Source organism: Paenibacillus sp. MAEPY2, from assembly GCF_000499205.1.
Lineage (GTDB): Bacteria > Bacillota > Bacilli > Paenibacillales > Paenibacillaceae > Paenibacillus > Paenibacillus vandeheii.
In genome coordinates this window covers 1-21,595 of the sequence record NZ_AWUK01000018.1, presented here as the reverse complement: position 1 = coordinate 21,595, position 21,595 = coordinate 1, and the positions used below count along the sequence as shown (strand labels likewise).

The following is a 21,595-nucleotide window of genomic DNA, read 5'->3' as shown; positions in this document are numbered from 1 at the left end:
GATGGCAGAGAGAAAGCGCCTGGGCAATCTGTATACTCGCTTAGAGCCACAAGGGTTTAAGTCGTTTTTACGCATCCTCGCGTAGCGAGAATGCGACGAGAACGGGACACTTGTGCACCTGGGTGAAGTCTGTCTGCAGGAGAAAAGATGCTGACGCGCATTCGCGCGTGAACCTGTTCAGACGCTCAGGATTTTTAATCCTTCGGTCTTCACAGGTCTGAAGGAAAGGGAGGGGTTAGAGGTGGGCAAGTCAACGGTTGAAGTACAGATCGAGAAGATTTTCAAACACACCAGACAAGGTAGCTACGCGACCAGGGATCGGTATAAGGACAGTTGTTTAATGTTCGCGAGATTCTGTCTGGATCGCTTTAAGATGCAGAATATCCGGAATATTCATGATAAGCACATTGCGGCTTTTATTCAGGAGCGTTTGAGCCAAGTGGAGCCTAGGACGATTAAGGGTGATCTTTCAGCTTTACGATACATGCATGATCAGATCCAGCGACCAAGGTATGAGTTGTCTGATAATGCCAAACTGCAGGAGGATTACGGGTTAACGATCGGGACCACACACCAGGTCAATGGGGATCGTGCCTGGACAACATCGGAGTATGACGGCATGATGCAGATCGCAAAGGATCTTGGTAACAGCAATGTGGCCGATTGTATGCAACTGAGTCGGACAATGGGTCTTAGAATCACCGAAGCAGCAGCCGTAAGTCGTGCTCAGGCCGAATATGCGCTTCGTACAGGCATTTATCAGGTCAAAGGGGAAGCAAAGAACGGGAAACACCGTGAAGTGCCTCTAAGCGCCGCTGGAAGGCTTGTACTGGAACGTCGGATGTCTGTAACGAGCCGGGGAGAACGGTTGTTTATCCGTCCGGGTGAGAAGACGCATCAGGTTGTTAACCGGATGCAGAAGTTTATGGTGCATCATCGGGATAAGGTACTGACGGAAACCGGGATGCAGCAGCGGACGGATCGGAGGGACGGGAGTGCGAGGAGCCTGACGTTCCACGGCTTGAGATACGGGTATATACAGGATCGTATGGAGCAAGAGATCGCAAAAGGCTACAGCCGTGACAATGCGGCATTAATCGTAAGCCGTGAGGTTGGCCATGAACGAATTGATGTAATTCGGATTTACGAAGGAAAAAGCTAAGTCCCTGAGAAGACTTAGCTTTTGGAAGATTCGTATTTTTCGATGATGTACTTCATGCCTTCTTCGAGGAGATCGTTAACGTTCACCTTTTGATTACCTTCCAGCGAAAGCTGAAGGGCGAGCATTTGAATCTGACCGTACAAAGTAGCATCAAGCGTTGTATTTATGGACTTTCGAGCCATGTTAAATTCACCTCGTTCACCAGTATAACAGAAAATTGTTTGACAAAGTTATATAGTCGATCATATCATATAGCTATAAATACGTATAGCTGACTATATAAAAAATGGAGGTTAATGCTATGAAATTAACAGTATTGGTTGAGCAAAATTACGGACAACACGATTTTACAGGGTACGTACCGGAGCTGCGCTTGAGCGCGACCGGTGATACAGAGGAAGAGATGATGTCTAACCTGAAGGATCTCGTTGAGCTTCAGGTCACATCCACTGTGCCATCGATGTACCGTTGTGATGTGCAAACCATCACGTTTGATAAGGAGGTGAACCATCAAACAGACCTGACCTTACTAGGGAAGCAAACGTGCGGTCTACTCGTTAAAGAAATTGAGCTCTTAATGCGACAGTTCAACGAGTCGATAAAGAACTTGAATGTTGTAGACACTGGAAATTTTGTAAGTGTGTACTTTGTACTGGCAGAACAAGGTTTTGTCTATCAGTACGATAAAAGAAAAGGTACATACGATGAATCATTTATGTCCTTAACGGAAATGCAGCATTTTAAAAATTTAGGCTTACTAGACTAAGAGGAGTGGGGAACATGAAAAAGGTATTACTGAGCATTATGGCAGGGGTTTTAGCGTTTGGGATTACAGGAGCTGCGGTTTCAGCAGCTCCTGCGAAACAAGTGGAGGTTTTACTGAATACGGTGAAAATGAAGTTTCCGGATGCGAAGCCATTCCAAGATGGCCAAGGTAGTGTGATGGTTCCGATCCGGTTCGTGTCAGAAGCCTTGGGCGCAAAGGTGACGTACTCCAAGGTTGGCAAAGTGTCCAAGGTTGGGATCGTCAGCAAAGACCATAAGGTGGACATGACGATTGGCCAAACGACAGCCCTGGTCAATGGCCAGAAGAAAGACTATGGTACGCAAATTATCCTGAAGCAGAACAGGACATTCGTTCCGTTGCGTCTGGTCAGTGAGGGACTTGGTCAGAAGGTAGAATGGGACAAAATTGGCCGCTGGGTTTGGATCGGTAACAAAGATTTCCGGAATACGGATGATAAGCAGTTTAAACTTACAAAGCTTAGTGATTTCAAAGCATATACAGCTAAAAGTGAACTTGATTTCAAAAATATGAAGGGAGAGAAGTATTCGGGCGTTAAGATTATCAAAGAAAGTGATCTTCCTATCCAGTTGGGGAACGGACAAGTGATTTATGACATTAACATGACCAAAAACGAAATAATTGGGAACGTTGTTCAGATTCGAAGTAGTCAAAGAGGAAACTCTATTACCTTTTTAGTTAAAGATAGTTACGGCAGAGGACGTGGAGTTGTCGATACACTCTTTAGTAATAACGAAGACAAAACAGGGATGAACTATTATCCGCTTATTAGCACGTCTGACAAGTTTCAGGGAGGAAAGTATCTTGAAAACTATGAGGGATGGAAAAGTTTTAAAGTCAATCAAGCTGACTATATCCTTTTGAGAGATGGCGAGCTAGATAATTACGCTGTGGCTATCGTCAATCCATTCAAGTAAGGGGCTATGATCTGAATGAAAAGGACTATTAGCTCTATACTTAGTGTGGTACTCCTATTGTCTTCGATACTCGTTTTGTTTACGTACGATTCTGGGAAGGCCGAAGCAGCCGTTTATGACGTAGGTGCAAGTCGATTGGAACGTGACAAAAATAATCCGAATCTTTACTACTTCGTTGGAATGGTATACTACGAGGTTTGGAAGAACAGCGCTGGTCAATGGACGGATAAAGGACATAAGCCAGGGGATACGGTTAGTGTTGTAGACGGTGGAACTTACCAGTTTACATTTGCTTCTGGTCGAAAGGTTAAAAACATCACAGTTAAGCCTTTTGATTTTAATTGGACGTTGGCTAAGGATGTATTCGAAACATCTCGTGGTGGGGATCTTGACGAATACCCACAGCAGTATTATCAAGATGCTACTTCCAGAGAGAACTATGACAATTATGGTAATACAGCGGTTTTGGGCAAAGGAACAAATTCTGCTCGTAAGGAAGTAATCGTTCGAAATGGTGTATTGCGTCCAATTTATAAAGAAATAAATAGAAGATATGAAGAAGAAACGAAGAACAATAAGGTTTTTGCACCAAACGTTGAAGGTTATCGCTACTTTTTTCCGACTCTGTTCACGATCGAGCTTGAGCCGGAAGAAGGCAAGGCCACTATTCAGCACTGGACAACAACTGGCCAACGGCTGAATGGTATTGAACATTTCCGAGACCGGGAAGAAAAGTTAGAAAAGAACCAGCCGTACAGCTTCACGCATACAGAACCCGGAGAAAATTATACGTATGAGGGCTTTAAGAAAAGTACGGTTTCAGCACCTTCGGGTGGATCGCCAAGCCAGGGAGATCCCGGAGGATTCACATATAACGGTACTTTTCCCGTGTACTACTTGAATTTTTACTACAAACCTAAAAACGAAGATCGGCCTAATGTCTGTACTAGGCCAGAAAAGCAAACTGGAAGCGCAATAGAAGCTAAATACATGGACCCGGTAGTTACAGGTATGATCAATGCCGATACACGCGGAAATGAGCTTTTCGACGTCCTGAAAGGCATTCCAACATCAGAGAGCCTATATGGAAATGTGTTTAGCCGGGATTATTTGTTCCAGAACCGCTTCGTACAGATGACGGGCACGTGCACGTACACGGTCAAAGTGGAACAAACATGGACATTGAACTGGTCCGAGCCTGTTCCTGGGACAGATGCTGAAGGAAATCCAACAACGAATTATATTGACCGTACAGATACCGAAGTCGTACCAAGCGAATACACAGTGGTTCGGCCATATGCATACTGGACGATAGATGAACTGAGCGTGTACAACATCCGCCAGGCAACGCTGGAACAATATGCTTTCAGTGGTGAACAAATCACGATTTATCCGTCTGGATATGAACCACCAGAGTTCCAAGCCGAAAACATCGGGAATTTCTACCCTGCACAGGAGCCAGGCATCCAACAGGGACCGTCACGAAGTAAAAATGGTGGTTCCAGCAGACCTTCTCCGGATCGGGAAAATTTGCAGGACGTCGCTGAGGTCGCTGTGCCTGACGTACAGGTCGCAAACGACTCGCTGGTGTTTAAGGGTCAGACCATCATGAACAGCCAGCGTACGGCCAAGACAGGGCCGCAGCCGGGGCAAATTCCTGCACCGGTTCAGATCGACAAGGACGTGCTTTATAGCCCTAATAATTACATCCCTTCAGATAAGGTCAACAAAAAGAATGCGACCAGTAAAGGCACCATTGAATATGTGATGACCGCTGGCAGCATCAACACCGAAGAGGAAGAATTGGAGTACGAGATCCACGGCATAAATACGGTGACCGTGCATACGCCGGTGGTAAACTATTCGGCCGTCTCAGACGATCAGCAGCATAACCAGAAAACCAAGCCGGATATGAGCCGATCAGCGTTGATCCTGGATCGGCCGTTCACGGTTCGGATACCAACGTCAGGTCAACACCTGGACGTGGCGCAGTATCCGGGATACGGCAACCGGGATTACGCCAAGTATTTCCGGACCAAACAAGTTCGTTTCCCGTTCGATGTTTACACCGAAGGCAGAGGACGGTTGATTCCCAAAGATACCTGGATTGACGTATCAGTGGACCAACTGGACACGACATTTGATTTGCCGGTATGGGTCGATGAAGGTAATTACCAGGTGTATTTCCGGAATATCGCGGAAAACGCACCTATAGGGTACGAATACCAGCAGGATGCGAACTTGGATTTGGTTAATCATGCGGCGGTGGACCAGGTTTCAGTCCAGGTCATTGGCCGTCTGTATGATTTCCATATCACCGACATCGTGGACTATAACTGGGAACGTGTCTTCCGGACTTATGCCGGCAGCCGCGATCCGAGTGGCGCAAGCTACTGGGTTGGCCAAGCAGACATTGATGGCAATCCTCGAGACATTGGCAGCAAGCTGACGTTGCCGATCCGTCCAGGGAGTAACTACCTAACGGGGATGCAGAACGTGGCCGTAAAGCAAGGCTATCACTTCAAGTTTGATTTCAAAACGAAGGGCAACATGTTCAGCCTGAAGGACGGGATCCGGATCACGCCGACCTTCTCTTACGTGAGTAAGGAAGGCGGCACACCGGTTCCGGTGGATCTGTACTATAAGACCAATGAGCAGCCGTTCGTCCGGATCGGTTCTCCGGAAGACAAAGTGGAACGGTACGTGATCCTGCAGGAACGACTCCGGAACGTGAGCCTGGGCGATATGAAGAACTCCGGATACTGGAAGTACGATCAGCACTTAACGGCAGCTGAGAAGCTGGGTGTCGATCGGGAACAGTTCATGCGAAATTACGTACTTAAGTTCACCAAGCTCAAAACGCCTGTCGGTGGGTACGATCTGCTGATCCTTCCGGAACAGCTCAAGACCTTGATCGGGCCGAAGGAGATCCCGACGAACGCGTCTGTGACTACGGAACGTGCGAATGCATCGGTACAGCAATGGTTTGGTGAATACAGTATCCCAGCCGATGTGTATACGGTGGCCAAAGGAACGAACCTGGCCGAGTATGGCCGTGTGAATGGTGGCCTGACTGACAAATCATCGATTTTCCTGCGAGACGGGTACATTGTCGTCAACTTCGACATTGAGTCGATCCAGAACGGTAACCTGCAGGAGCCGCACTTGCAGTACATTCATGCGCCGCTGATGAATCAATGGAGAATGGAAGGGTATCGGCCAAACATCCTGGATTCGTATCTAAATGTTTATCATGTCAAGGATGGAGACGTAGTCTTCTACAATGCAGATAAGTCCAGTAGAGACGATTTCAGCGCCCAGGCGCCGCATTAAGGCAAAACAAAAGGGAACCGGCAGTATGCCGGTTCCCTAAATTTTTCAAAACGCCTATCTATCAATCTAGCAGTTATGGTATAGTAGTGAAAAATAATTACAAGCCACCGTTTCAAGCGGCTAAACCGGACGGGAATCCGGAGTAGCTGTCTCAACCGATCGCCATCGGATAGAAACAGGACACTTAACAACAATGACTTGAATTACGGACATTGTATCATGCTTGGCCTTAGGTGGGCAACATGAGAATAGTCGTGATCTCAATATAATTTTGGAAAAGTAGCCTTGATCTCCGTTCGCGGGAGGATCAAGGCTTTTTTGGTTTCTTGGATCCATCGTAACTGGCTTATACCGGTGCGTGATCATACATAAAAAACGCATATCTGAGCTGTAAGCTTTCGAACTTTTTTGAAAAAAGAAGGTCGAAGGCCTGATTTCTTATTGCCAAAAATCAATATTGGGCGCTCAATGCCACCCAAAACGACGTTAAAAGCTTATGGGGTAAGTCGTCCCCATCCCCTCGAAGAGAGCAGCAGGAAAACGTACTGCAGGCGTGTCTGAGGGTGACAAGTGCCGTTAGATGGTGAGACAGCGTATATTACGTAGATGCCCCTGCATCTTTCCTAGATGGGGAGTTGTGACTCCAACGACCCCAAGACCCGTCCGTGTGGGCTATTGCCCAGGCTGGCCGTCAAAGTTAGTACAGACTATACGCGATAAAGCACGACCTAGGCGCGTTTGATGACGGTTTTACAGTACCTTGTAAAGGGGGCTGTGCCCAGATGCACCATTGGGCACGGAATGCAGGGGTGGGCGTGGGGAGATATGTTTTACATTCCGTTCTCACGTAGTGAGGACGAGCTCGCATTAGCGAGGTTTCCTTTCATCAGTTTCACGCTAAATACGTATAAAAGGGGCTCGTTAAGCGACGATTCAGGTTGTTCACGCAGCCGTGCATCGAACCGAGGCTTGTGGTAAACGTGATTTTCGTTTTCCACACGGCGAGGTGAGATGTACGGAACGGAGCGAAGCGACGCGGCACTTAGATAGCACGAAATAACTAGATACAACAAGGGATTTTGCGGATTTTCGCGAATTTAAATAGCGAGGTGATAACAGTGGACGTAAAACCCTTAAATTTTGTTTATAGCACGGTTCAGCTGGCTACAACGTTGAAAATTGGTCGCTCTACGGTCAATAAGTATGCGAGAAGTCTAGAAAGTGCTGGCTACGTATTTATGAAGGACGAAAAAGAGCATCGAGCCTTTACAGATCACGATATTATTGCATTTAAAGCGCTTATTGATCTTCTAACTCGCGGAGCTGAGTACGATAGCGCAGTAGAAGCTACGGTATCAAGCTATTCGCGTACTAACAATAGCGATTCTGTAGCACTAGTCGCTACGTCAGATAGCAAGCCAGAGATCGCTATGCTTAACGCTAAGGTAGATGATTTGATATCAGCGGTGGCCATGCTTTCAGGGAAAATTGATCAGATTGTGGATGAGCGAGTCCGAATAGAGGTTGCGGCGGCGTCGGAAGGGATTAACACGCAGGTAACCCAGGTGTTGGACGAGATCCGGAAAGCCCAGGATCGGACAGATCAGAAACTCGATGATATTGCCTCCAGAGTAGAAACACATGGAAAACGGAAAAAATTCCTGGGACTGTTTTAGGCTAAAGATATCAGAGGCGTCAAAATGCACACGGGCTAATTGAATAGCTAGTGTGCATTTGATATGAAGAGGTTTTTTATTTACTTCTGCCGCAGGACTTGACGTCATTTTAGGCTATGTTTTTAAGGAAATAATAGAATTGCGAAACAAAAAACACGCAACTCCGCTACTAAATTTGGTCAAAAATTTTTTTTGATAAATCTTCAAATCTTCCAGTCCTTTTCCTTTGCGGAATCCCGGCCTAATTGGTATACTCGGAATTACGTTCTATTGACGTTCTATTGTTTTAGGCTGTTTACAACATGCAATATATTGAGTTACATTGGTTACAAGTAAGTCGCGCCCCTCTTGGAAGGGAGGGGATAAATTGGAGAATACGATCATTCTGATTGCTGCTATTCTGGGGTAGTACCAGCGAAGCTGACACCACCCGCAAAGTAGATGTTATTAAATGGGAAATTTGTTGATGACCTCGTTGTACTCCTGCTGTGCATCAGTGATTGCCAGTTTTGAATAGACTTCCAACGACTTCCGGCTTTCGTGGCCGGAATACGGTTGTATGAGTGCGTCATCGATGCCCTGCTTTTTAAGCCAAGTCAACAGGAAATGTCGTAGCTTATGCGGCGACAGATTTTGTACAAGACCGGCTTCCTCCGAATATTTAGCCAAAATCTTTCGTATTCCCCGATCCGTATATTTTTTCTTCCACGATGATTCGAACAAGTAAACCGCCTGCTTCTTTTTCATTGAATCGGCGTGCATGGCCAGCATTTCCTTGAACGATTGAGGGAAAGGGACAATGCGATCCTTATTCCCCTTGCCCTTATTAATCCGGATTTGGCAGTAGTGGAAATCAACATCGGACAATTTGATATTGATCAGCTCGCTTACCCGAACGCCGGTATATAGCAGCGTCTTGACGATCATCATGTCTTGAAAGTTCTTCGCTTGCCAAACCACATCGTAGTAGCGCTTAAGCTCCTCTTCTGTAGGTACATAGGGGAGCTTCTTCGCTGTTTTTGGAACCTCTACCTCCAGCTCTGCTCGAAGATGCTGAAACAGGCTTTTGAGATAGTCATAATCTGGCCGTTCCCCTCGGAGATACTTCGCCAGCTCCTTCGCTTTGCGTTTCGGGGATATGCGTCTTTCACTCACGCAATAACACCTTCTTCCAACGGAAGGCGTTCACTCATGTTCAGCCTAAATGTGCCGTAAGGGTTTACGTGCGTGTAGATCAGCGGGGTAAGCGCCCGCAAGTCTTCCGAAGTCATCATATCGAACCATTTGCGGTCGGATAGGATGCTTTGAAGCATAATGGTATTGATGTAAACCAGGCAGTTTTGCAGAAGGTGAAGAGACAATACGGCTAGCTCTTGATCTTCTAACCGGTTGGTAGCGATTTCTCCGCCTTTGCCGTAAAAGATAAAGCTGTTGGCCGAGTTCCAATTTTCCACGACATTCAAGCCTTCATTGATCTCGCGGCGCAGCTCCTCCGAGTGCAGGTAATCGCAGAGGAATATCGTTTTGACTGCTTTGCCGAGTTCCCCCAAAGCTTGATAGGTCGGATGCTTTAAATTATTACGGGTAAATCGTTTCAAGATTGCTTCTGTTTCGGCGGTTCCGAGTCGGAGAGCCGTAGCGTACTTCATCATTTGATCGTATTGCTGCCGAATTAGCTCCCAGTTGATTGGGCGGGTCAGCACCGGCTGCAAATTCGGATAGGCATCGGTCATGCCTGGTTCGGGCCGGTAAAGTTTTTGCGAATGAATCGCTTTGAGCCGTGGCATGAGCTGATAGCCCAAAAGGTAACAAAATGCGAACGCAACCTCGCTCTGGCCGTGTGAATCCACGTAATTCTTCTCGACCTCCATTTCGGTACAATGACGAAGCAATCCTTCCATCATGGCAGCGACTTCAGAGGAGGAGCACGATTTGAGCTGCGAGTAAATGCATGTCGAATTCTTCTCAACGTGCCAATATATCATAACGCCGCGGCCGCGGTACCGGATATGCCATTCGGTCATCAGATTTTGATCCCATGCACCAAATTTTTTTGAATCCGATGCACAGGATGTCGTGGCATCGCCCCAAATCTCCTGCATCCGAACGCGAAAAATCGCATTAACCACTTCGGATATCGCATTTCGGAGATTGTCCTTATGAATGAATTTCCTGCGGACGTACAGCAAGTCTTTGTAGCTTTCTCCATGCTCACCGGCACTCACACGTTTCAAGCCGGTATTCGTCCCGAGGCCATAAAGGGATAGGATGAGTCTCTTTTGCAGCGTATCCCTGCTTAACGCTTCGCGTACAGCAACAGTCTTGAATTTTTCAGTAAATCCGACACGAAGATCGGCCTCTTTTAAAATGTCCAACAGGCTCGTCATTGGCCAGCGCCGAAGCATCTCTGATTTTATCCGTGATAGGTTGACTGGCTCTGCTTGTGGTTCTAACGGAGATAAGCTAATCCAACCATTACCCTTCTCCGTGATCCGGACCTTGGGGTTTTTCTGGAGACCGGTATCAAGCTTTTCTAATCCATCTTTCATGGCCTGCTTCAACGTTGCAATGAATGCTTCTGCATCCAGCGGCTGCTTTAAAGCCTTATAATTTTCTTCCCGCCGTTCTTCGAAGTCTGTCGGCAAGTCATCGTCCGGATTCCGGTATCGGTTCGCTCCGGCCACCCATATTTCCTTGCAACGAAGCTTTTCCCGTAAAGCTTGCAGAACGCTTATCTCATAATTCATCCGATTAATTCGCTCTTGGCCTTTCTCGTCCTTCTCAACAATGATTTCTTTATTAACCGTCCGGATTACACCATCTACCGGGATTTCTTCGGACATTGGCAAATAATGATGGCCGGTGTCAGAATATTTCTTTACCAGTTCCAGCGCACGAATCACTGGCCGATGCACTTCATTGTTTGATCGGAATTCCAGAATGCCTAGTATTTCGGGAACCATACGGCGGTAGTGACTCCCATAGGAAGCCCGAATAATGGTATGGATTTTCTCACGGTAAGCCGGTCCGGTATGCTTGAATTCTTTTATCAAATCCCGTAACGTTTGCTCATTTACGACCGGGAAAATGACATCACGAATTACTCCGTCTGGATTGTTGACGGCAGACTGGGCCATGTTGAATAAAATGCCATACTTATTGCTTACTTTCCGTAGGTCATTCAGAATTTCCTTCTCGACCTTGCGTTCTGCCCGTACTCCTATTCGATGGACGATTTGAATAAGTAGCTCAATCAAATTGTCCGTTATCTCCATACTCCTTAGCCAGAAGAATGCGGCCAACAATGTGTAACGGATCGGATCAGGGTGGCGACGAAGTTCCCGGAGATCCTCTGTTGCGGTCCGCTGCCGGTACTTGGTCAATACTTTAAGAGGGATATCACGAAACAGATTATCCGGAAGCTCCAGATTTCGAATCGTTCGCAGCTTGCTTACTTCTCTTAACACACTTTCGACACCTGGTTTGCCCGGATCAGCTTTTAACTCTTGAAAAGAAAGAAGTCCCTCGTCGCTGCCGCCTTGGTCTTCATCTAGAAATGCGATACTATCTACGAGTGAATCCAGTTTGGACAAAGATGCCGCAGGCAACTTTTCCAATGTGACTTGGAAAAATTGTTCCTCATATGTACGGATTGCGGCTCTGATAAGTCGCTCAATGCGATCAGGCGTAGGCGGTACAACTTTCATCTCCCGAAATCGCCCGTATACGGTCTCGACCAAATGTTCGAAATCGTGATCTTGGAATAATACGCTTTTGCATAGCCAATCGATTACCTCTTCGGCATCATTGATGGTATCCTCACGAAAGCCAAAAAACTCCCTGATTTGTGTTCGATGGTAGGTAATGGAGCGACCAGTCCAATCGTATTGTGCGTACAGCTCTGCCGGTGCCTCGATCTGCTTTGCTATGTATTGAATTACTGCTTTGGGCACTTCGAATTTTTGGAAGGGGAATCGCGCTTCGTATTGGAAAAACTTAAACAGAACAGCAAACCCCAACCGAGTCTCCCCCGACTTATTGCCGACTTGCTGCATTTCGTTGGGAAGAAACGTAAAATGCTCAATTAACTCCTCCAGCTCCCAATTTCGCTTCACTTGATCCCCTCCGAGTAAAGTTCCTAAAATGGTTAGAATCGGAATTTTAATCATTAAATTTAGTATACCGAAGCATACTTAATGAGGCAATGTGGAGCAAAAAGCTATCATATTCCAATTACCTAATCAAAAACGGAACTTTTGCAAGATGGAATAGCCGAAGTGATTGGAATGAAGACGATGAGGGAAAAGTATATAATGGTGTTTCCATATTCTTCTTCAAAAGTTGAAAGAGGTGATCTTTATGCCAAAAATTCCGCTTATACAGTCATACATGATAATTATGCTTTCAGTCGGTTTGCTGAACCACGTCATTATTATACCGTTACTGCTCGGTGCTTCAGGGCGAGATGCCTGGCTGGTAGTACTTCTTGTATTAATCGCTTCGCCTCTTTGGATTGGCTCTTTGAACTACATCATCAAAAACATGAACGGCATACATTTAAAGGATTGGTTGCAGCAGCATTTCGGAATGTTTCTCTCCATAACCCTGGTTTTCATATATAGTGTGCTTGTATGGCTCATGGGACTCATTTCCTTGAAGGATACTCTAACTTGGACAATTGCAACTTATATGCCTCAAACTCCAATGCTCGTCCTTGTGGTAGCAACAATTGTCGGATGTTTCTTTGCGGCATATCAGGGGCTTCGCACCATTGCGATTGTGAGCGGGATATTGTTACCTTTCGTTGTCATTCTTGGCGACCTTGTAATGATTGCAAACTTTCAGTTTAAAGATTATACCTTGCTTTTTCCTTTGCTCGAAAAAGGAACACCTCCACTATGGAAAGGTGTTCCCTACGCTGCCAGCGGGTTGCTGGAGTTGTCGTTGCTGATGCTGATCCAGCATAAGTTAACGAAGAAACCGGGCTTCATAAGTTTGATGCTTGTTTGTCTCATTTTATCCGGGCTTACGATCGGCCCTTTGATGGGTTCGATTACAATGTATGGCCCTGATGAAGCGGCAAACCAACGATATCCTGTTTATGAACAATGGAGAATGGTTCGACTGGGCGAGTATGTGGAGCATGTCGATTTTTTCTCGATTTACCAATGGCTATCCGGTATGTTCATTCGAGTGTCCCTTTCCATGTATCTCTTGGGGGAATTATGGAAATTACAAAAGTATAAGTGGATACCTATGTTCCTAGGCGCTTTATTCATGTTGGTTGTTACATTGCTGCCTATTAGCGATATGGTCTTTCAAGACCTATTGAGCCTATATTACTTTCCATCGTTTTGTGTCTTTACAATTGGGGTCATGATCGTATATGTCGTACGAACCTCAACACGAAATAAAAGGAGTATCTACGAATGATAAAACGATTCAGAAATAAGAAGGCGGAGGTCTTACCATCGCCATCAAACAAAGTGGCAACTGTTTCACAACCGCTTAGTGAACCGTCGCTTATCCAACGCTTCCAGATGTGTCAAGATGTTAAGCGTCATGTTTACAAAATAAAAGCTGGTGATGATCAGTCGAGGATCGTTTTGCTGTACTGCGATGGTTTATGTGACAACCAACAGCTCATTCAGGATATGGTGCTGCCCCACTTGACTCGTTTTTATGAAACTTACGGATTTCATAAGAATGAGGAGATTGTTGAGTCGTGTCAATTACAGTTAGAGAGCATTTCTTTCGAGGAGTGGGAGCAACAAGTCGAAACGGATATTTTCGAGGGCAAGCTGCTTTTGTTCATTCCGGCACTAACTTCGTTGTTCTCCCTCGATATTTCCAAAAAACCGGCACGTAAGCCGGAAGAGTCTAACATTGAAGTCTCGATACGCGGTCCAAAAGACGGTTTTGTTGAAGAAGTCGGCGTCAATGTTGCGCTGATTCGGAAACGTATCAAGTCAACCAGCATGGTATACGAAACCAAAACAGTTGGCGTGAGAACTAAAACAACAGTTGCGATTCTTTATATGCGAGACATTGTTAATCCGAATATTGTTCAAGATATAAAGAAAAAATTGGATGGTATTCAAATTGACGGAGCAATCAGCGCCACTCAACTGGAAGAATTAATGGAACCGACAAGAGCTTTGTTTCCTTTGATGGGGTACACAGGAAGACCGGACTTCACCGTGAACTGCATGATGAATGGCCGCGTAGCATTAATTGTGGATGGTACTCCGGCTGCTTTGATCGCTCCAGCCAATTTGTTCTTGCTCCTGAAAACACCGGAAGATATCCACTTTACTGCTTTATCGGCCACGTTCGGGCAAACTCTTCGTTTGCTCGGGTTGTCCGTTTCACTCATGCTGCCCGGATTTTGGGTTGCCATTCTTGCGTATCATCAAGATCAACTGCCTTACTATTTACTTGCAACTATTGGCATTAACCGATTAGGAATCCCATTAGGTGTGGCAGGGGAAATGTTTCTGTCGCTCATCTTTTTAGAAATATTGCGGGAAGCCGGTGTTCGCTTGCCTTCTGCCATTGGCTCTACTGTTACCGTTGTGGGAGGTCTTATCCTGGGGGATGCAGCCATTCGGGCAGGATTTTTATCCCCGAGCATCCTTGTCATAGGAGCGATTACTCAGGTGTTCGGTTCGACTTTATCCAGCCAGTCGTTATCTGGGACAATTAGCATCTTACGCTTTATCGTGTTTATTTTGTCTGCCGCGCTTGGCATCTATGGCTTTTTTCTTGCTTTATTTATCGTGACAACCCATTTAGCCTCATTGCGTTCATGCGGTTTGCCTTACCTGGCTCCGCTTTCGCCCCCATATAAAGATTTCGCCAATGCATTGTTCCGATTACCTTGGAGATGGCGAAAAACTCGACCGGACAATCTGAATACTCACGATCCTACAAGCCAAGGGGATGGGCAGAAATGAAGACGTATAAATATATCGTTGTTCTTCTGCCCCTCATCATACTCACCGGCTGCTGGAGCAAATACGAAGTGCAAAACATGAATTATACGACAGCAGTCGGAATTGACTATGCGGAAGGTCAATACACCATCTATGCGCAATTGCTTGACTTCTCGACAGTGGCAAAGCTGGAGGGCCAACAAAAAGCGGAGCAGCCCCCGGTCTGGGTCGGTAAGGGACAAGGCTCCTCGTTTACAGAAGCAGCGAATGATTTATACAGCACTTCGCAACAGAGGTTAAACTGGGGACAAGTCTCTGCGATTCTGTTCAGCGAACGGTTGATGAAGGAAAGGAAAGTCGGTGAAGTGTTAGAACTGATCAACCGTTATCGTGAAATAAGGTACTTAGCCTGGCTATTCAGCACGCGAGATCCCCTTGACGAGATCTTAATGGCAACATCGTTTTTCAGATTGTCACCAAAGGCATCGATTCTACATAATCCTGAACAGAATTATCGACAGCATTCTATTCTCGCTCCGATCCGCCTGCAACAGTTTGTTCTGGATTCAAATGAAAAGGCTAAGTCAAGCTATATACCAGAATTATCAATTCGAAAAGACCAATGGAAGGAAAATCAAAAGCCACGTGAGTTGCTTAGATTTTCTGGCATACAAGTATATGATCAAGAGCACTATTATGCACGCATGGACATCCAAGATCTGTCCGGGTTGCCGTGGCTAAATAAACACACAATCCGACTGCCTCTTGACTTGTTTTCCGATAAAAAACTTATAGCGGTTCTCGTCGCAGAGAAACCTAAATATGACATTACTCCAAGTGTTAAATATGATAAAGCGTATTTCGATATATCCGTTTCAGTGAAGGCTGGGGTAAATGAGTTGCATGCAGACGTTACTGAACAAGAACTCACGCAAATGGCTCAAAAAGAAATTGAGCGGCAAATTAGGAAAACCTTTCAAACTGCGCTTGAGAAGAATATAGATATTTATAATCTAGGGGAATCTCTTTTTCGCAAGAATCCGCATGAATGGAAACGCATTGCATCAGGGAAACAGCATTTTGTCTTAAACGAGGATTCCTTGCAAGCTATAAGCGTTAATATGGATATCGTATATCCTGGAAGATATAAATTTAAAAAAGAGATTCTTGCTGTCCCCTAATTTTTGATTTCTTCATTGATACAAATACCTGTCATAGAATGTCTAGCGCGGCGAAAAGGTAAAGGATCGAGGGAAATAAGATCCTAGAATTACTGATTTACATATTTGCCCATATACTTTGCGGGTGGTGTCAGCTTCGCTGGTACTACCCCATTCTGGCACTGATAACAGCCTGTGTAGATTTTGCAGGTGTCTACCTGGAAAGCAAAAATCAAGACAAGCCTTTACGGGTGAGATTTTTTTCTTTAAAAAAGAAGAAAAAACATTAACAACAGTCGGCTAACTGTGTTGATGTTTTCTCATCCATTTAACTTAAGTTTCTTCATCCATAAAATCATACTCAAGAGTGATGCGGCTTACTGGGCCACGGTTTTGTGAGAACCGTGGTTCTTTTTTTTGACTATAGTCAAAAAGTTAAATTAAGTATAGCACTTACTAAAACCAAAAAAAACACCCAATTTATGTAGCGCTTTTAATTGAAGATAATTGTAAAAATAATAGAAATCGTTTTAATTCCTTTGCACCCTCAATATTTTGTGATTTTTTTAGCTCAATAATCCGCATTTTTTTCTTCAAAATAAAAACTAAATTTCCGTGATAAAGTTGTGGCGTCAGAAGGACTTAACACACAAGAAACTCAGGTATTTGACAAGATCCGGAAAGCTCAGGAGCGGATGAATCAGAAGCTTGATGAAATCTCTCCCAGAGTTGAAAAAGCATATTGTTTACTGAATCCAGTAAACAATATGCTTTTTTTGATTTTCTAGATTCTTTCTTCAAGACTTCTATGAAACTAGAGCATACGATAACCCTGTTTTATTAGGCTGGAGTCCCTGTTTGACAATTTTAAAAAAAGGGGTTAAGATGGGGTGTATACACCCCATCAGTGCATCGTGTTTTTTTAAAAAAAACCTCGGTCCTGTTGACTTTTTTTATTTTTTGCAGTACAATCAGGTGTATACACCTGATTGTATTCGAAAGATTTGAAAAAAAGGAGCTTTTATGGGGCGTTTAAATCGATATCAAATTATGGAGTTATACCAAGAAGATATTATTTCAGCGCTTAAACGACTTGGCAAAAAAGTACTTAATTTTGCGGAGATAAACGGTATCCTCTTTACTCATGAGAGAGAATGGAGACTACCTAAAACTACCACTCCTGGAGAGTTTCTTTTCTTTCTTGTGGTTAAGAAAAGAATCCTAAAAGAAATTGAGATAGCTGAGACTACTCGCTACATCTTTAGAAACCAAAAAGTATCTCCTACTGAACTTGCTCTATCCCTTTATCCTAGAGTTTATCTGAGCCACTATTCAGCAGTTTATTTTCATGATTTAACTAATGAGAATGTTAAATCAATTTATATTAATAAAGAACAATCTCCAAAAAGGTTTACGAGTAATACACCTGCTGGAGAGTTAGCACAAAAGAATATTGATGCTGCTTTCTCTAAACCAATGAGAAAAACAAACAATTTCTTTGAGTATGAGGGCCAACGAATTTATTTAATAAATGGACGTAATACAAATAATCTAGGTGTCAAAGTAATAGATGAGGTAACTGTTACTGACGTGGAACGAACATTGATTGATATTGCTGTTCGTCCAGATTATTGTGGTGGGGTGTATGAAGTATTAAGTGTTTATGAACGTGCTAAGGGCAAGATTTCCGCAAATAAAATGAGGATGTATCTTAAAAATTTAAATTACACCTACCCTTATCACCAGACAATTGGATTTTATATGGACTGTGCAGGTTTTAGTGATACCGCTTTGAAAATTATGAAATCTTTCCCAATGACTAACGATTTTTATTTAACATATAACGTTTCTGAACTAGAATATTCCGAACGTTGGCGTCTTTACTATCCCAAAAACTTTACTAACTTAAAAAACCTTTGAGCACAAAGTGCCCAAAGGTTTTTTTATCTGGCTTCTTCAAGAGAGAGAAGATCATGCTGTTTTATAATTGCTAGTACATAGTCAAAATAAAAATCAAAACCTCGATAGTTTTCTTTTACCTGGATAGTCTCTCTAAGTTTAGGCTCATCTCGTCTATGAAACTCTCGGGTTTCTGACATGTTTGAAAGAAAGCTAATGGGAACGCGCTTAGCCTTGAAACATTCTTCAAGATGAGTCAACGTTTCAGGGTCTTCAAAGTTTACTTCGACTGCAGGGCTTTCTAAAATTGTGTAAATATCATAAAAATCCCTTGGTCTAGGCTTAGATCCTACCTCCTTACCTATCCGGGTCCAGTAATCATCCATTTGTTGACAGATTGCACGCAATTTCTCTAGGACTATCAATGTAGGTGTATAAATAGGCACTAAATATCCTTCGAATCCTTCAATGTTATCAATCATCTTTGTACTTCCTGTATATTCGAATCTTCCGAGGTCAATAGTGATATTCTTTTTGGTACCCGTCACAGCGATCGCCTTATTAGATAACCAGTTCAAGTTATCCTTATGTGCTTCGTACTTTTCTGGTTCAATAATCTTAAAATTCACCTCATAACCAGCCCAAAAATCTTGATTTTCAGCCATTTGTTGTTTAGGCTTGGCTTTTATCTTAACCTCAAAAACTTGGTAGCCGTATTCAATAAATGTTCTTGTAAGAACGTCTTCGAGTTTTTGCCTGACTTGCTCTAGATCAGTTAAACCAATGTCTTCAAAATCTTGAGACATGGAGAAATCGAGATCCATAGATGCACGTGAGCTGAAACCATATCCAATATCTAAAGCGTTGCCGCCTTTTAAGACCAGGGTTTCCAGGAGATCATCATCTGAAAATAAAGCAATAAGAGTGATGGTTCTAAGTTTCTTTGTATCTTCGCTGCTCAAGATCAAAAATGGACACCTCGTTTTTTGTATTGTCACACTTCTCATATAATCTCATAAAGGTTATCCGTTTGGAATAGATAGCCAAATATATAAGGATATTTTTTAATTTCGACGATTCGCCTCTAAAGGTGCCTTTTCTGCGAAATGATGTATTCGCCGCGTCCGTAAAGGTACAGGTTTACAAACTACAAAATGAACATGATAAATTCGTCTTTAAAGGTGGTATAATCCAATTAGCAAACGTTTGTAATTGGATTATAATCTTTATAAACAACATTTCGGAGGTTTTTTATGCGGATTCAATTTAGAGAGTATGGATATGCTCGAGTTTCAACTAAGGATCAGAATGAGGATCGCCAGATTGCTGCTCTACGTGAGCAGGGAATTGAAGAAGCCTACATCTTCGTTGATAAGGCTAGTGGAAAGAACTTTGATCGCCCTGAATATCAACTTTTAAAGCGTGTGCTGAGAGAAGGGGATACCCTGTTTGTAAAGTCTATTAATCGGTTTGGCCGCAACAAACAGGAAATATTGAAAGAGTGGCAATGGCTGATCGATGCAAAAGTTCATGTTGTCGTGATCGACATTCCGATCCTGGATACACGTAAGTATGAAGAATTGGAAGGGATCGGCCAACTCATTATGGATCTCGTGCTTCAGATATTGAGTTGGCTTGCTGAAGAAGAACGAAGAGGCATTAAACAGGCACAGGCTGAAGGCATTGCTGAAGCAAAGAAGAATGGAAAGCACTTAGGAAGACCACAAATTAACTTGAATACACTCAATTCAGAACAAAGGAGTACCCTGGATGCCGAGTATCCCAAGTGGAAGAAAAGGGATCTCTCCGCTGTAGAATTCATGAAAAAGCTTGATATGAAGAAGAACACTTTTTACAAGATTATAAAGGCGTATGAGGGACTAGAAAAATAAAACTGCATGCAAAAAGGACCCCATAAAGGGGTCCTTCGTTTTAGGATCATATTGCAGGGCGGCGTATCCTGATCTCTGGTAACTTGCCTTTCGACAAGCGCGTGGGGAACCTTTCCCACCTCTAATGATCCTTAACTTATAGTATTATGCGAAAATTGAAATTGTATAACAGGTAAGTTATATACGTAGTTCAGACACTTATTAGTTTACACTTTGGTAAACGATTTGTCCAGAACTCTGAACGATTATTTAATTAGTTATAAGGGACTAATCGTCCACTCTTGAGCCTTTTTTGGACTTTATAGGCTCCATTGTCAAGTTCAAAGAAGGTAGATAAGAATATGTACCCTGATGGGTCTAACTTGATTGCTAAAAGCAAATGAGGCCCAATGACCTTGACTAACTCTACACTATTTTCCTCTTTGGGATTCTGTCCAACATAGTCCGGATGTGCAATCATGCTAGGGATTAAGTGACCATATTGTTCAATAATACCTGGATGATTTCGTTGCACGTGCTTTATAGCACCGGGGTACATTTGTACGAGATCCGAAGGGAGATCCACTCCAGTAAGGCTTTTAATTTTGACGATATCAAGTTTGCCGACAACCTGGATATCGTGTGAATTTAGATTAAGAGAGTATGATTGCACATCTGCATTCCTTTCGTTGTCTGATGTAATAGAATTAAAGGTTATTTCCATATTTCAACCGCCTTTATAGTAAATTCTGTGTGTACATCAGTATAGTCATAATAGGCGGAATTATTTACTCGAATTTGTCGAACTATACATAAGTTTAAGTTTAAGTGTTGAATTAAGGCAACTGATAGATTCTTGATAAACATTTGAGCTATGTATATAATGAGTGACATTACGGAATACTAATTACTTTTCTTTGCGGACTTGATCGGCAAAGAGGGACGTGGAAGTTCAGGACTTCCAAAAATAATAGCTTTGGACTCATGAAGTCTTTGGTCAAACATTGGGATTATAGGCACCTTTTTTTATTTTCTTTGCCCTAGTATGGGTAAATGAGTGAGGTAATAAATAGTTTTGTAACGGAAGCCGGTTAGAGTTGGCATTTTAGTTTGTGCTGCTCATAATGAGGTTTTTTTTGTTGCGCTTAGGAGCTGATACGACAGGCATTTTGCCTGATGTATCAGCTTTTTTTATATAGAAATGAAACTAATGGAGGCGAAATGAAATGGATTCAATGGAGTTAGTAAAAGAAATCAGAATGCAGTTACATGAGATGAAGAAGGAGATTGAAGAAATGAGGAAGATGCGATCAGAGCTCCAGGAAGATTCAGAGAACTTTAAACGCTATTCTATTTTGCTGGAAGGAATGGTTCGAAGGGAAAGTGAGATGAAGTTGATCGTTTCATCTCATGTTAAGAAGAACATTAGAAAAACGATCCAGGAACATCGGGAAGGGCAAGTGAATAATTGTCCTGTTCTTAAGTTGGTGAAGTAAGGAAGTGCCGGCATTTGTGCCGGCTTTGTAGATTGAAGATTATAGCGCAAGGTCAGTAATTCTTAACCCCAAAGTTGCTTGCAACTGCTGGACTGACTGCAAAAGTTAAGAACGGAATCACGTTTCGCCGGACGTGGTTTTTGTACTCAATCGGCACGAAGGTGATTCGATCCGGAGGATCGGCCGCGGAGCGGCAAGCTGTATGCTGGATCGCCGGGAGTCGATGCGAAGCATCGCCCTGAAAGGGAATGACTCCACTAAAATTACTCATAGTACGAACTACATATGTAGCATACGAACGAGCGTAGCAAGAATGCTCGGGGCGCTTTCTCTCTGCCATC

At 43.7% G+C, this 21,595-nt stretch carries 17 protein-coding genes; 11 read left to right on the top strand and 6 right to left on the bottom strand.

Annotation, left to right across the window (positions count from 1 at the left end; genetic code table 11):
* The first annotated feature begins 241 nt into the window (after nucleotides 1-241).
* Nucleotides 242-1,162, top strand: a complete 921-nt coding sequence (locus P364_RS0116725; protein ID WP_024631235.1) for a phage integrase N-terminal domain-containing protein — start codon at nucleotides 242-244, stop codon at nucleotides 1,160-1,162.
* Nucleotides 1,163-1,176: 14 nt separating this feature from the next.
* Here P364_RS0116725 and P364_RS37835 read toward each other — a convergent pair whose 3' ends face one another.
* On the bottom strand, nucleotides 1,177-1,344 hold the full coding sequence (locus P364_RS37835) for a hypothetical protein (RefSeq protein WP_173405230.1): 168 nt from the start codon (nucleotides 1,342-1,344) through the stop codon (nucleotides 1,177-1,179).
* Nucleotides 1,345-1,463: 119 nt separating this feature from the next.
* On the opposite strand from P364_RS37835, the gene P364_RS0116715 reads away from it, so the two are divergent.
* The 4 genes from P364_RS0116715 (at nucleotide 1,464) to P364_RS36220 (ending at nucleotide 7,893) form a co-directional block, all read left to right on the top strand.
* Nucleotides 1,464-1,928: a type II toxin-antitoxin system HicB family antitoxin gene (locus P364_RS0116715; protein ID WP_024631234.1), complete on the top strand. Its 465-nt coding sequence runs from the start codon at nucleotides 1,464-1,466 to the stop codon at nucleotides 1,926-1,928.
* A 14-nt stretch (nucleotides 1,929-1,942) separates the two neighbouring features.
* Nucleotides 1,943-2,884, top strand: coding sequence for a copper amine oxidase N-terminal domain-containing protein (locus P364_RS0116710; protein WP_024631233.1), 942 nt, complete (start codon nucleotides 1,943-1,945; stop codon nucleotides 2,882-2,884).
* A 15-nt stretch (nucleotides 2,885-2,899) separates the two neighbouring features.
* The gene (locus P364_RS0116705; RefSeq protein WP_024631232.1) at nucleotides 2,900-6,217 is read left to right on the top strand and encodes a DUF5704 domain-containing protein; all 3,318 of its coding nucleotides are present in this window, start codon (nucleotides 2,900-2,902) and stop codon (nucleotides 6,215-6,217) included.
* Nucleotides 6,218-7,335: 1,118 nt separating this feature from the next.
* Nucleotides 7,336-7,893, top strand: a complete 558-nt coding sequence (locus P364_RS36220) for a hypothetical protein (protein WP_024631231.1) — start codon at nucleotides 7,336-7,338, stop codon at nucleotides 7,891-7,893.
* Between the two features lie 447 nt (nucleotides 7,894-8,340).
* Here the strand turns inward: P364_RS36220 and P364_RS0116695 are convergent, their stop codons facing one another.
* Complete coding sequence (locus tag P364_RS0116695; protein ID WP_006211811.1) at nucleotides 8,341-9,048, bottom strand: tyrosine-type recombinase/integrase; 708 nt, start codon at nucleotides 9,046-9,048, stop codon at nucleotides 8,341-8,343.
* Nucleotides 9,045-12,008 (bottom strand): Tn3 family transposase, encoded by a 2,964-nt coding sequence (locus P364_RS0116690; RefSeq protein ID WP_024631230.1) that lies wholly within the window; start codon nucleotides 12,006-12,008, stop codon nucleotides 9,045-9,047. Before P364_RS0116690 ends, P364_RS0116695 begins: the two co-directional genes overlap by 4 nt.
* 244 nt (nucleotides 12,009-12,252) lie before the next feature.
* Between P364_RS0116690 and P364_RS0116685 the strand changes: the two genes are divergently transcribed.
* The 4 genes from P364_RS0116685 (at nucleotide 12,253) to P364_RS0116670 (ending at nucleotide 17,908) form a co-directional block, all read left to right on the top strand.
* Nucleotides 12,253-13,326 carry an endospore germination permease gene (locus P364_RS0116685; RefSeq protein WP_006211809.1) on the top strand — a complete coding sequence of 358 codons (1,074 nt, stop codon included), beginning with the start codon at nucleotides 12,253-12,255 and terminating at the stop codon, nucleotides 13,324-13,326.
* Nucleotides 13,323-14,849, top strand: coding sequence for a spore germination protein (locus tag P364_RS35390; protein ID WP_024631229.1), 1,527 nt, complete (start codon nucleotides 13,323-13,325; stop codon nucleotides 14,847-14,849). The genes P364_RS0116685 and P364_RS35390 overlap by 4 nt, the downstream gene beginning before the upstream one ends.
* Complete coding sequence (locus P364_RS0116675; protein ID WP_006211807.1) at nucleotides 14,846-16,009, top strand: Ger(x)C family spore germination protein; 1,164 nt, start codon at nucleotides 14,846-14,848, stop codon at nucleotides 16,007-16,009. The genes P364_RS35390 and P364_RS0116675 overlap by 4 nt, the downstream gene beginning before the upstream one ends.
* A 1,002-nt stretch (nucleotides 16,010-17,011) precedes the next feature.
* Nucleotides 17,012-17,908, top strand: coding sequence for a type IV toxin-antitoxin system AbiEi family antitoxin domain-containing protein (locus tag P364_RS0116670; protein WP_024631228.1), 897 nt, complete (start codon nucleotides 17,012-17,014; stop codon nucleotides 17,906-17,908).
* A 23-nt stretch (nucleotides 17,909-17,931) separates the two neighbouring features.
* Here the strand turns inward: P364_RS0116670 and P364_RS0116665 are convergent, their stop codons facing one another.
* Nucleotides 17,932-18,849: a nucleotidyl transferase AbiEii/AbiGii toxin family protein gene (locus tag P364_RS0116665; RefSeq protein ID WP_161634251.1), complete on the bottom strand. Its 918-nt coding sequence runs from the start codon at nucleotides 18,847-18,849 to the stop codon at nucleotides 17,932-17,934.
* A 291-nt stretch (nucleotides 18,850-19,140) separates the two neighbouring features.
* On the opposite strand from P364_RS0116665, the gene P364_RS0116660 reads away from it, so the two are divergent.
* Complete coding sequence (locus P364_RS0116660) at nucleotides 19,141-19,779, top strand: recombinase family protein (protein ID WP_024631226.1); 639 nt, start codon at nucleotides 19,141-19,143, stop codon at nucleotides 19,777-19,779.
* Between the two features lie 253 nt (nucleotides 19,780-20,032).
* On the opposite strand, the gene P364_RS0116655 is transcribed toward P364_RS0116660, so the two are convergent.
* On the bottom strand, nucleotides 20,033-20,482 hold the full coding sequence (locus P364_RS0116655) for a PBECR3 domain-containing polyvalent protein (protein WP_094939794.1): 450 nt from the start codon (nucleotides 20,480-20,482) through the stop codon (nucleotides 20,033-20,035).
* A 502-nt stretch (nucleotides 20,483-20,984) separates the two neighbouring features.
* Between P364_RS0116655 and P364_RS0116650 the strand changes: the two genes are divergently transcribed.
* Nucleotides 20,985-21,254: a hypothetical protein gene (locus P364_RS0116650; RefSeq protein ID WP_024631225.1), complete on the top strand. Its 270-nt coding sequence runs from the start codon at nucleotides 20,985-20,987 to the stop codon at nucleotides 21,252-21,254.
* Nucleotides 21,255-21,306: 52 nt separating this feature from the next.
* Here the strand turns inward: P364_RS0116650 and P364_RS35385 are convergent.
* Nucleotides 21,307-21,595 (bottom strand): hypothetical protein (locus P364_RS35385; RefSeq protein ID WP_036694843.1); only part of this gene is annotated, 289 nt, incomplete at its 5' end.